Source organism: Pyrococcus sp. (genome assembly GCF_030153625.1).
Lineage (GTDB): Archaea > Methanobacteriota_B > Thermococci > Thermococcales > Thermococcaceae > Pyrococcus > Pyrococcus furiosus.
On record NZ_JASKLM010000052.1, the window covers coordinates 1 to 11,459 of the forward strand.

The following is an 11,459-nucleotide window of genomic DNA, read 5'->3' on the forward strand; positions in this document are numbered from 1 at the left end:
AAAGAGAAATGGGTGGGACGGTCTAAGTCCGGGCACTCACAGTAAATCGGGGAATGAATTCTCACGTGAACTCATAAAAGTTCACATGAGGAAGACCCCTCTTTTTGCTTTTACTTATTCTTTTATTGACCACCAAAACATTTTTATCGAATGAGAACTAAAATTACAATGGATTGTTTTTGTTCTCTTTAGCTTTACATCATGAAGGGGGTAGAAAAAAATGAAGCACAAAGCTGTATTCCTACTTGTAGTTCTAATTTCTGGAGTTTTAGCTAGCGGCTGTATTGGAGGGGAAACTAAAGAAACCCAAGCAAGCAAGAAAGTACAGCTGACGGGTGATTTTGCCAAGGACGTTATTAAGATTGGAAAAGTACTTGAGGAAAATGGAATTTCGGAAGTTAAGTTCTCAGCTTGGGGATCTGGGGATCCAAACAGCGTTATGAGAGTTTATGGAATAGTTGACGCTGCATATAAGATAAATAAGATATGGAAAGAGAACGGAATAAGTGTCAAGATTACTGTCACAGTTAAATACGACCAGAGTTTCAACGACCAATATAAAGAATTCCTAAGCAAGCAACCTCTCGGACAAGCAGGCGACTTCTTTGTTAACAGCTACGCCTTTCTCTCAACACTAGCCGAAGAAGGGTACATCCTTGACATCACCGATTATGCTCAGGCATACCAATCAGTTATCAACGACTTTTACCCCACTCTCCTTGACGCTTCAAAGTACAATGGAAGGTTATATGGCCTTCCTCAGGACACTGAAGCAAGGCCATTCTATGTGAGAAAGGATGTTGCCCAGTGTGTGGGCCTTGATGTGTCCCAACTTCCAGAAAAGGTAAAGAATGGAGAGTTTACATGGAGCGACGTATATTATTGGGCAAAGCAGGCAAAAGAGAAAGGATGTGCTGAGTGGGGGCTAATACATAGAAAAGGCTCTGCCCACCCAGATTTAATCCAATTTATCTTTGCATTCAATGGAAAATTATACGATGAGAATACCGGAAAGCTTGTTCTGGATGTGCCCGCAGTATATAAGTGGTTATACGTAGAATGGAAGTTTGCCAGAGACGGTCTTCTGCCAGAGGATATAATGAGCTGGGATTGGGCAAAGCAAATCCACCCAACTATTGTTGAAGGAAAAACGCTATTTGACATCGGAGGAACATGGTACTGGACAGAATGGCAGACAAAGCAATATTATAAGGGAAGAAGTCTAACCCCTGAAGAAGTGAAAGAGTGGTTTGCTTACACTCTGTTCCCAGCAGGAGAGAAAGGAGCAAAACCTGTAACGCTAAGCCAACCATTCATATGGATGATTAACTCAAAAGCCGGCCAATTAAATCCAAAGTACGAAGAACTGAAAGATGTCTATCAAGCTCTTGCATTTCTAATGATAATCAAAGCAAGCGATCCTAAAATCAATGCAATCCACAGCGTTATTTCAGCCCATCTGCCAGTTAGAAAAGCTGCCGCAGAATTGATAAAAGATGACCAGTGGTTAAACAACCTCAAAGCATTAAACCTGGACTTAGCTCCTGAAGTTAAGGAGAACATCAAAGATATTGTAGAGAGCACTGTCAACCCAATAAATGCCCAATTCTTGGCAGATGTAAGCTACATGCTCCAGTACACCCACTTTGCTCCTTCACATCCAAAGTACCCAGCACTTGCAGACATCTTTAAGGATGCCGTAGATAAAGTCTTAAGAGGGGAAATGACACCAGAGGAGGGCGTTAATTACATTATCTCAAAGATAAACGCTGACCCTGAACTTAAAGACAACATAGAGATAGTCGGAGAGATCCCCAAAGATTGGAAGTTTCCCAGGGGTGATTGAATGAAAATTAGAAAAGACAAGCTCTATACCCTTTCATTTTTTCTTTCTCCAATGTTAATTATTGTTGTGCTGTTTTACTTAATTCCACTCGTTCTAACCGTTTACATAAGCTTCACAGGCATGAAAAATTGGAATATCGAAAGATACATGCATGACTTTGTAGGGTTTTACAATTATCAAAGGTTATTCCATATGTTTAAATATGACCCAACGTTTAAGGCAGTCGTTTTGACTACTATTGTCTTTGTTGGAATTACTCTAATAATCAATGTATTTGGAGGACTTGGCCTAGCCCTGGCAACATTTTTTATGAGCGAGCGTCCAGGAAATATATATAGGTTACTCTGGCTCTTACCTAGAATGTCACCAATAGCTGTTTACAGCCTTGTATGGTATTATTTCTTCCATGGAAGCGAGATTGGAACCCTTAATTCGATTCTCCTAAAATTAGGTTTAATTTCTGAACCTATTCCCTTTGGCCAAATAATACCTTGGGGAGCTTGGAGTATTATCATATTTGTGAATGGTCTCGTTGGAGTTAGTTTTGGAATGATAGTGTTTACTTCTGCATTAAATCAGATTCCAAAAGAAATTGTAATTGCTGCTAGAGTTGATGGTGCCTCTGGTTGGCAAATTTCAAAGAGAATACTTTTCCCCATGATGAAGTGGCACTTCTTGTATGTCTTAACATGGCAGTTCTTAAGCCTGCTAACCACTTACCCGCACCTGTTCTTGTTGGTAGAATGGGATCTTGTGAATAGGGACTATGGAACAACTTTAGCTCTTTATGTATTTAACACAGCATTTGGGAGGGGAGAGCAAGAGCAAGGACTTGCAGCGGCGGCAGCAGTTATTCTCTCAATATTAGGAATAATTGGAGGAGTTATCACGTTGAAAGTCTTGGAATTTGAAAAGATGATAAAGAAACCCAGGGGTGAAATAGAATGAAAGATGTAGAAACGAGGTCAAAAAGTTCAGAAGTTGTCCTGATTCTAGGTCTATTCTTAGCAACACTGCCCTTACTTGTAGGCTTCTCTCTACTAGCCCTATCAAGCTTTAGCACTCAAATGGTGACGAATTTTGACCTCAGCAATTTTCATCCTACAATTGAAAATTGGATAAATGCATTGAAAGGAAAGTTGGCAATTACTGGAGGTATTAGGGCAGATATGCCAAAAATAATATTGAACACATTACTTGTCGCCCTGGGAGTTTCAGGAGTTGTTACTGGAATAAGCATAATGTCAGGATATGCACTTTCAAGAATGGATTTTAAGGGAAGAAAAATACTGATTTTGTCATTGATGCTCCTTCATGCTTTCCCAGGGGTGGCCTTGATAGTTGGAGTGTACCTCTTATACAGGCTTTGGGCTCCTCAAGATCCTTCTTTAATACGGACGTATTCATTTATCTATGTAATTTTTGCAAGAGCTGCCTTAGAAGTTCCAATGTCAGTATGGCTGATGAAAGGATTTTTCGACATAGTTCCCTGGGAATTTGAGTGGGCAGGGATAATCGATGGAGCCTCAAGAATAACAGTATGGAGAAAGATTATGCTACCCTTGATCAAACCAGGAATCCTCGCAGTAGCTCTGTTTTCCTTCTTAGCAGGGTGGCAAGACATAATTTATGTAAGAACTTTTCTCATAGATCAGACATTGGCCACATTTATTGAAGCCAACATTGAGGCAGAGTACACTCACATGCCACTAATAGCAGCGGTAGGGACATTATATCTTCTGCCCACAATAATATTCTTCTTAACAACTCAGCAGATTTTGTTGAGAGGGTATAGTGGAGGAATAAAAGGATAGAGGTGTTAAAGATGGTCAGCATAAAGCTGGAAGGTATTGTTAAAAAGTTTGGAAATTTCACTGCTCTAGATAACATTAATTTAACCATAAAAGACAAAGAATTTATGGCTCTCTTGGGGCCATCTGGTAGTGGAAAATCGACGCTTCTCTACACAATAGCAGGAATATACAAACCAACTGCAGGGAGAATTTATTTTGACGATAGGGATGTAACGGAGCTTCCCCCAAAAGACAGGAATGTAGGGCTAGTATTTCAAAACTGGGCTCTTTATCCCCACATGACCGTATACAAAAATATAGCTTTTCCATTAGAGCTAAGAAAGTTGCCAAAAGAGGAAATAGACAAGAAAGTTAGGGAAGTGGCAAAGATACTTCACATAGAAAATTTATTGGAGAGGTATCCATGGCAACTCAGCGGCGGACAGCAGCAGAGAGTGGCAATAGCGAGGGCATTAGTCAAGGAGCCAGACGTTCTCTTACTAGATGAACCTCTAAGCAATCTTGATGCCCTTCTAAGACTAGAGGTGAGAGCTGAATTAAAGAGACTTCAGAAGGACCTAGACATTACGGCAGTCTATGTGACCCATGATCAGGCAGAAGCTTTAGCCATGGCCGACAGAATAGCTGTTATTAAGGAGGGGAAAATTCTACAGGTTGGAGATCCTGATGAAGTCTACCACAAACCAAAATACAAGTTTGTGGGAGGATTTCTAGGCAACCCACCAATGAACTTCATTGAGGCAAAAATTGAAGATGGAAAACTCGTTATTAGCTCCGAAAATATACTTGATATTCCCCCTCAATACAGAGAGATCATCAAGAAGCTAGATGTAAAAGAAGTGTATATAGGCTTTAGACCACACGATGTAGAAATAGTAAGAGAAGGTAAAGAAGGATTAGTGGGGGAAATATATTCCTTCGAGCCCCTGGGAAGGGAGCAGATCCTCACAATTTTTGTTAATGGAAATGTGGTTAAGGTGTTCGCTCCTGAAGAGGAACATTTTAGATTTGGAGAGAAAGTTAACATCAAAATAAAAAGTGAATCAATTGTGCTGTTTGACAAGAAAACCGAAAAAGCTCTTGAATTTTTAGTAAATGAACCTTGAATCTTTTTCATTTTTGAACAAACCTTTATAAACTACCCGAGCGTAAAATTTCTTAGGAAAACCTACTGTGAGGGGTGATAATAATGAGTGAGGACGAAGCTCAATTTCACGGTAATTATGATGATTACGTCACTTATCTAAAGAGAAGAATAAGACAGCTAGAACTTCAAGTGAGAATGCTTAAGGCAGACAAAGAAAGGCTAGAGAGGGAGCTCTCAAGGTTAAGGAGTGAAATGTCAAGACTAAGACAACCACCAGCTTTCGCAGGAAGTGTCATAGAAGTTTTAGACGATGATAGAGCAATAGTACAAAATTATAACGGACCCAGGTTTGTCGTTAGAATTGCACCATGGATAGATAAGAGCAAACTAAGGCCAGGAACAAGGGTAGCCCTTGACCAAAGAACAATGGCAATAATAGAAATACTACCAGCTTCAAAAGACCCAGCAGTCCTGGGATTTGAAGTTGTAGAGAGGCCCAATGTAACGTATAACGACATTGGAGGACTCAAGAAACAACTCCAGGAACTTAGGGAAGCAATAGAATTACCATTAAAGCATCCAGAACTGTTTGAAGAAGTTGGAATTGATCCTCCAAAGGGAGTTCTGCTCTATGGACCACCTGGATGTGGAAAAACTTTAATGGCTAAGGCAATAGCTCATGAAGTTAATGCTACATTCATTAGGGTTGTGGGAAGCGAGCTCGTTAGGAAGTACATTGGAGAAGGTGCCAGGCTAGTCCATGAGCTATTTGAATTGGCAAAAGAAAAAGCTCCAACAATAATATTCATTGACGAAATTGACGCAATCGGCGCCAAAAGGTTAGATGAGACCACAGGTGGAGAAAGAGAAGTAAATAGAACACTAATGCAACTCTTAGCTGAAATGGACGGGTTTGATCCAAGAGGAAATGTAAAAGTAATAGCAGCTACTAACAGGCCAGACATCCTCGATCCTGCTCTTCTCAGACCAGGTAGATTTGACAGGCTTATTGAGGTTCCATTACCAGACTTTGAAGGAAGACTGGAAATCCTAAAAGTCCACACAAGAAGGATGAAGCTAAGAGGAGTAGATCTAAGACTTATAGCAGAGCTAACAGAGGGGGCAAGTGGAGCGGATCTAAAGGCCATAGCTACAGAGGCTGGTATGTTTGCAATAAGAGAAAGAAGAACTTATGTAACTCAGGAAGACTTCTTAAAAGCCATAGACAAAGTGTTAGGCAATGAAAAGAAGATCATTCAGCAGATAATGTCACATGAAGTCATTTACGGCTGATTTTCTTAATTTTTATTTTGGAGAGTTGAATTTATAAAAGGTAGTCTATCTTGAAATTTCTGATGGCAACTATAGTGTTTGTAGGTAGATCTAACGTCGGAAAAAGTACTCTAATTTATCAACTCACTGGAAAAAAGGTTAGAAGAGGAAAGCGCCCTGGAGTAACTAGAAAAATAATAGAGATAGAATGGAGAAACCACAAAATTATAGATATGCCGGGATTTGGTTTCATGGCAGGACTACCCAAAGAAGTCCAAGAAAGAATAAAGGACGAGATCGTCCACTTCATCGAGAATAATGCAAAAAACATTGACGTTGCAGTTCTTGTAGTTGATGGAAAAGCCGCTCCTGAAATCATTGAAAGATGGGAAAAGAGAGGAGAAATTCCAATAGATGTAGAGTTTTATCAGTTTCTTACTGATCTAGAAATTCCAACCATTGTGGCAGTAAATAAAATAGACAAAATCAAGAACGTCCAGGGAGTTATTTACTTCCTAGCAGAGAAATTTGGGGTTCCATTTAGCGAGATAGAGAAAGTGTTTGTCCCAATTTCAGCAAAATTTGGAACCAATATCGAGGTTTTAAAGGGGAGAATTAATGAAATAATTAGAGAACGCCAAGAACAACGTGAGTGACGGTCTCTTTCACCCCATCCAAAACAGCAATTTGCTCCAATATCTCATCCAATTTGCTCTTGTCTGCCTCAATTATTAAATCTATCTCTCCCGTCACACGATAAATCTTCTTCACTTTCAACTTTTTAATGGCCTCATAAACCTCTTTTCTTTTTGTTGGTTCTATTTTGACAAAAATAAATACGTCTCCCCTCTTCTCACCCAAAAGTTCAAGAGCCTTTTCAGTTAAATCAATGAATCCTCTCCCAGTTCTAATATACCCTAACTCCTTGAGAATCTTTAAGTGATTACTTAGAGCTTGTCTCGTAATTCCCAACTCCTCTGCAAGCTCGTCTTGAGTTTTTTCTACAGTATGAACCTCAATCGTCTTCCCTTCCTTGTAAAGCTTCCTCAAAAGTTCTACCTGTCTGTTAGTTAGCTCAACGTTCTCCCTTGGCATATGCCTACCTCCATCTTGATTTTCAATAACATTTTACTTTACAGGTTTCATAAACCTTTTTGTTAAAGTGCTTCCCTATCCAGTATTCCCAACTCTTCACCATCTTCCCTTACCCTAATCCTACCAAACCTTATTTCCCTGACATTCTCAATTTCAGAGACTGGAGTCAAGATATCTATCCTTTTTTCCCCAAAGTTTATGCCTTTAATAATTCCTACTCCTAGGCATAAGCCCTCCTCGTTTAGTAAACCTACAAGGAGATTGCTAAGCTTTTCAAAGTCAAAGTACCTAACAACATTTTTGTCCACTACCCTAGGCACTTCCGCAACATCTGCTTTAACCACAAAATACTTATCCCCTATCCTTCTTCCATGAAGAATTACCCATTTAAAGAGCCTTTCCAAAAGGGATTTTTCCTCTTCTCTTATATCACTCCCCTGAAATAATGATGTTCCCGTAACAACAACATTCTCCAGAGAAAAACTAACGATTTTTGCATTTTCAAAATACTTTCTCCATTTTTCTTGCCTAATTTGCCTTCTTTCACTTCTAGAATAACTCCTAGCATTTTCACTAACCTTTAGTTTTATCGTTTTGTCCTCAAATCCTGAAACAATGGGATTTAGCTCTTCTTTCTTCTCTAAGGCAAGTATTAAATCTGGTTTAACGGCCTCTATCTTCAATCTCTTCAATTCCACTCCTGAGCCATATATCATCCCAGTTGTATCTATTAGCACATAATCAGCAAATTTTTTCCCAATCTCACTCAAGCGCATAGTTCCAACAATCATCTCTCCAAAAAACTGGGAAGGAGTTATAGAACCTACAAAATAGTGAATTAAGGGTTTCAACTCACTTAGAGAGGAAAATTTCATGTCAGCGAGAGCTAAGCTTATTGTGGCTGGGGGAAGAATGCCTTTCTGACCAACATCAGCATCGACTATTGCAACTTTAAATCCTCTCGATATAAGCTCATTTGCCAAATAGACAATGAGTGTCGTCTTCCCAGTATCGACATCTCCGATTACCATAATTTTTGAAGGCCTTTTGAGGGAAAGTATCCTCTTTGTAGCATATTCCCTATCCTCTGGGACGTCATAAGTTAAAGATGCTTTGTTAACTTCCATTCTCCCACCTCCATTAAAGTTATATCGGGGTTCATTTATTTTATCAAACATGCTAGACCCATTTAGTGAGAAGGCCAAAGAACTACTAAAAGAATTCGGATCAATGAATGAATTCCTTCAAGCTATCCCCTCTCTTGTGGATATAGAGGAAGTCATGAATAGGTTAAAATTTGCAAAAGAATCCGAAATCTCCGAAGATATTCTGAATATAGAGGATATACGAGATTTAGCAAGCTTTTATGCCCAAATAGGAGCATTAGCTTACTCCCCATATGGACTGGAATTGGAACTAGTAAAGAAGGCTAATTTGAGAATATATACAGAGAGAATCCGCAGAAGAAGGAAAATAAGGAGCGATGAAATTGGAATTGAAGTAAAAATAGCAGTTGAATTCCCAGAAAACGACATAAAAACACTTGAAAAAGTCTATGGTGGCCTTCCAGAATACATAGTTTCCCTAAGGGAGTTTTTAGATCTAGTTCCAGATGAAAAACTCTCCTCTTATTACGTCTATGATGGGAATGTGTATTTAAGGAAGGATGACCTCTTAAAAGTGTGGAGCAAAGCTTTTGAGAGAAACGTTGAAAAGGCCGTGAATATAATTTACGAAATAAGGGAGGAGCTTCCAGAATTTTATAGAAGACTTGCAGGAGAAATAAAGTCATTTGCCGAGAAAGAATTTTCAGATAAGTTTAGAGAGATTCAAGCAGGAGAATTAAAACCTCATTTATTCCCTCCATGTGTTAAAAATGCTCTCAAAGGAGTTCCCCAGGGAATAAGGAACTATGCAATAACGGTATTACTCACGAGTTTTTTAAGCTATGCAAGGATATGCCCAAATTCTTCCCGGGGAAATGTAAAAATTAAGGATTGTATTAAAGATATGAGGATAATAACCGAGGAGATACTACCCATAATAATAGAGGCCGGGAACAGATGCTCTCCTCCACTCTTCGAAGACCAACCAAACGAGATAAAGAACATATGGTACCACTTAGGCTTTGGATACACTGCAAATCCTACCCTTGAAGACAGTGGAAATTCAACATGGTACTTTCCTCCCAATTGTGATAAAATAAAGGCAAATGCTCCACAGCTTTGCACTCCTGACAAGCACTGCAAATACATTAGAAATCCCCTAACATATTATCGGAGGCGTCTTTACTTAGAAGAGAAGAGGAGGGCCAAGCATGCTGATGAGGGAAGTAACAAAGGAGGAGAGAATTGAATTCTACAGTAAAGAATGGAGCGCGAAAAAAATACCCAAGTTCATAGTGGATACCTTAGAAAGTAGGGAATTCGGCTTTGATCACAACGGTGAAGGTCCAAGTGACAGGAAAAATCAATATTCGGATATAAGAGATTTAGAGGACTACATAAGAGTCACATCCCCATACGCGGTATATTCAAGTGTTGCATTCTACGAAAATCCCAGGGAAATGGAAGGGTGGAGAGGAGCTGAGTTAGTGTTTGATATTGATGCCAAAGATCTCCCTCTCAAGAGGTGTAACCACGAACCTGGGACGGTGTGTCCAATATGCCTTGAAGACGCAAAAGAGCTAGCTAAAGATACGCTAATAATTCTCAGGGAAGAACTTGGTTTTGAAAATATCCACATAGTTTACTCCGGAAGAGGCTATCATATAAGAGTCCTAGATGAATGGGCCCTTCGATTGGACTTCAAAAGTAGAGAAAGACTTCTTGCCTTTGTTTCAGCCAGTGAAATTGAGAATGTTGAAGAATTCAGAAAACTTCTTCTAGAAAAAAGAGGATGGTTCGTTTTAAAGCACGGCTACCCCAAAGTGTTTAGGCTAAGGCTAGGATACTTTATTTTGAGGGTTAATGTACCTCATTTGTTAAGTATTGGAATAAGAAGGGACATTGCAAGAAAAATTTTGGATCACAAAGAAGAAATATATGAGGGATTTGTAAGGAGAGCAATATTAGCATCTTTTCCAGAAGGCGTGGGAATTGAAAGCATGGCTAAGCTCTTTGCCCTATCAACTAGATTTTCAAAGGCCTATTTTGATGGTAGGGTTACAGTTGATATAAAGAGAATCCTAAGGTTGCCCTCAACACTCCATTCCAAAGTGGGCCTTATAGCAACTTATATTGGAACCAATGAAAGAGAAGTCATGAAGTTTAATCCATTTAGACATGCAGTGCCAAAGTTCAGGAAAAAAGAAGTGCGCGAAGCTTATAAACTGTGGAGAGAGTCCTTGGAATATGAATAAAGGAAAGATAAAAATAGTTATTGCAATGCTTATATGGGGAAGTGTAGGAGTATTTGCAAGGTTTTCAGGATTATCTGGCCTTGGCGTTGCTTTTGCTAGAGTTTCTCTAGGCTCTATCTTCCTGCTAATAATATTGGGGGCTAAAAGGAGAATAAGAGAAGCCTTGGATTGTATAGCAAGAAATCCTCTCCCATATATAGGGATTGGGAGTGCTCTTGCGCTTAACTGGATATTCTTTTTTACAGGATTGGAGTATACAACAATAGCAAACGTTGTTCTCGTTTACTATACTTCCCCCATAATAGCCACACTACTTTCCTGGAAGTTTCTAAAGGAGAAAGTAAAGAAGTCAAGGATGTTTGCAATATCTTTAGCATTCCTGGGACTTGGAATTATAATTAGCGGCCAAGAGATAAGTATTAACAACAGAGACTTCATTGGAATCATGTTTGCATTAATTGCAGCGTTCTTCTATGCCTTGATTCCTAACCTCGGAAGATTTTTGAAGAAAGTAAAGGGAGAAATCCTGACCTTTCTCCAACTTTTAGTTGCTTCATTCCTAATGCTTCCAATAATAAGTGTTGTAGATGTTGGAAAGCCCGTGTGGTGGTCAATTGGCGTCTTAGTAACTGTACATACAGTTCTTGCGTTATTCCTCTATATGGATGGGCTTAAAGAAGTAAGTGTGAGTGAGGCAGCATTGCTAAGTTATTTAGACCCAATAAGTGCCGTTATATACGGGATTATCATATTTGGAGAAGTTCCAAGTATCTACACAATCATAGGTGGAGGATTAATTTTAATAGCAACAGCCCTAGATGCACTCAAAAAAGGGTAGGCGAGGGGGCTATAGCCCGCCTTCTGTACTACGGGAGCATTCGACTAAGCGGCCTACCACGGGCCTCACACCGGGAACTCATCGGCCCTAACTCGGCCTTGCACCCCGCGGGACGGCCGTTTCACCGCTCCCCTCGGGATTGTCTG

The 11,459-nt window shown here is 39.6% G+C and carries 11 protein-coding genes and 1 other RNA gene; 9 read left to right on the top strand and 3 right to left on the bottom strand.

Annotation, left to right across the window (positions count from 1 at the left end):
- The first annotated feature begins 220 nt into the window (after window positions 1-220).
- From PWP39_RS08380 to engB, 6 genes are all read left to right on the top strand, one after another.
- On the top strand, window positions 221-1,846 hold the full coding sequence (locus PWP39_RS08380; protein ID WP_011011231.1) for an ABC transporter substrate-binding protein: 1,626 nt from the start codon (window positions 221-223) through the stop codon (window positions 1,844-1,846).
- The gene (locus PWP39_RS08385; protein ID WP_011011230.1) at window positions 1,847-2,794 is read left to right on the top strand and encodes a carbohydrate ABC transporter permease; all 948 of its coding nucleotides are present in this window, start codon (window positions 1,847-1,849) and stop codon (window positions 2,792-2,794) included.
- Window positions 2,791-3,660 carry a carbohydrate ABC transporter permease gene (locus tag PWP39_RS08390; RefSeq protein WP_288073453.1) on the top strand — a complete coding sequence of 290 codons (870 nt, stop codon included), beginning with the start codon at window positions 2,791-2,793 and terminating at the stop codon, window positions 3,658-3,660. The genes PWP39_RS08385 and PWP39_RS08390 overlap by 4 nt, the downstream gene beginning before the upstream one ends.
- A gap of 11 nt (window positions 3,661-3,671) precedes the next feature.
- Entirely contained in the window at window positions 3,672-4,766 is a 1,095-nt protein-coding gene (locus PWP39_RS08395; protein ID WP_011011228.1) for an ABC transporter ATP-binding protein, read from the top strand.
- Between the two features lie 83 nt (window positions 4,767-4,849).
- On the top strand, window positions 4,850-6,040 hold the full coding sequence (locus PWP39_RS08400; RefSeq protein WP_288073454.1) for a proteasome-activating nucleotidase: 1,191 nt from the start codon (window positions 4,850-4,852) through the stop codon (window positions 6,038-6,040).
- A gap of 62 nt (window positions 6,041-6,102) precedes the next feature.
- On the top strand, window positions 6,103-6,675 hold the full coding sequence (gene engB, locus PWP39_RS08405) for a GTP-binding protein EngB (RefSeq protein WP_011011226.1): 573 nt from the start codon (window positions 6,103-6,105) through the stop codon (window positions 6,673-6,675).
- Here engB and PWP39_RS08410 read toward each other — a convergent pair.
- Together PWP39_RS08410 and PWP39_RS08415 are read right to left on the bottom strand one after the other, a co-directional pair.
- Window positions 6,647-7,114 carry an Lrp/AsnC family transcriptional regulator gene (locus PWP39_RS08410; protein ID WP_011011225.1) on the bottom strand — a complete coding sequence of 156 codons (468 nt, stop codon included), beginning with the start codon at window positions 7,112-7,114 and terminating at the stop codon, window positions 6,647-6,649. The two genes, engB and PWP39_RS08410, sit on opposite strands and share 29 nt — an antisense overlap.
- Before the next feature lie 62 nt (window positions 7,115-7,176).
- Window positions 7,177-8,241 carry a Clp1/GlmU family protein gene (locus PWP39_RS08415; protein ID WP_011011224.1) on the bottom strand — a complete coding sequence of 355 codons (1,065 nt, stop codon included), beginning with the start codon at window positions 8,239-8,241 and terminating at the stop codon, window positions 7,177-7,179.
- Window positions 8,242-8,290: 49 nt separating this feature from the next.
- Between PWP39_RS08415 and priL the strand changes: the two genes are divergently transcribed.
- From priL to PWP39_RS08430, 3 genes are read left to right on the top strand one after another with little or no spacing between them, the layout of a single operon-like run.
- Window positions 8,291-9,469 carry a DNA primase large subunit PriL gene (gene priL / locus PWP39_RS08420; RefSeq protein ID WP_288073455.1) on the top strand — a complete coding sequence of 393 codons (1,179 nt, stop codon included), beginning with the start codon at window positions 8,291-8,293 and terminating at the stop codon, window positions 9,467-9,469.
- On the top strand, window positions 9,432-10,475 hold the full coding sequence (gene priS / locus PWP39_RS08425) for a DNA primase catalytic subunit PriS (RefSeq protein WP_288073456.1): 1,044 nt from the start codon (window positions 9,432-9,434) through the stop codon (window positions 10,473-10,475). Before priL ends, priS begins: the two co-directional genes overlap by 38 nt.
- Window positions 10,468-11,313: a DMT family transporter gene (locus PWP39_RS08430; RefSeq protein WP_011011221.1), complete on the top strand. Its 846-nt coding sequence runs from the start codon at window positions 10,468-10,470 to the stop codon at window positions 11,311-11,313. The genes priS and PWP39_RS08430 overlap by 8 nt, the downstream gene beginning before the upstream one ends.
- On the opposite strand, the gene rnpB is transcribed toward PWP39_RS08430, so the two are convergent.
- Window positions 11,314-11,459: RNase P RNA component (gene rnpB / locus PWP39_RS09770), an RNA gene on the bottom strand; the annotation flags it as partial.

Coding starts and splice junctions, on each gene's coding strand:
- engB (WP_011011226.1), top strand. CDS start 6,103: ATGGCAACTATAGTGTTTGTAGGTAGATCTAACGTCGGAAAAAGTACT.
- PWP39_RS08400 (WP_288073454.1), top strand. CDS start 4,850: ATGAGTGAGGACGAAGCTCAATTTCACGGTAATTATGATGATTACGTC.
- PWP39_RS08410 (WP_011011225.1), bottom strand. CDS start 7,114: ATGCCAAGGGAGAACGTTGAGCTAACTAACAGACAGGTAGAACTTTTG.
- PWP39_RS08380 (WP_011011231.1), top strand. CDS start 221: ATGAAGCACAAAGCTGTATTCCTACTTGTAGTTCTAATTTCTGGAGTT.
- PWP39_RS08430 (WP_011011221.1), top strand. CDS start 10,468: ATGAATAAAGGAAAGATAAAAATAGTTATTGCAATGCTTATATGGGGA.
- priS (WP_288073456.1), top strand. CDS start 9,432: ATGCTGATGAGGGAAGTAACAAAGGAGGAGAGAATTGAATTCTACAGT.
- PWP39_RS08390 (WP_288073453.1), top strand. CDS start 2,791: ATGAAAGATGTAGAAACGAGGTCAAAAAGTTCAGAAGTTGTCCTGATT.
- PWP39_RS08415 (WP_011011224.1), bottom strand. CDS start 8,241: ATGGAAGTTAACAAAGCATCTTTAACTTATGACGTCCCAGAGGATAGG.
- PWP39_RS08385 (WP_011011230.1), top strand. CDS start 1,847: ATGAAAATTAGAAAAGACAAGCTCTATACCCTTTCATTTTTTCTTTCT.
- priL (WP_288073455.1), top strand. CDS start 8,291: ATGCTAGACCCATTTAGTGAGAAGGCCAAAGAACTACTAAAAGAATTC.
- PWP39_RS08395 (WP_011011228.1), top strand. CDS start 3,672: ATGGTCAGCATAAAGCTGGAAGGTATTGTTAAAAAGTTTGGAAATTTC.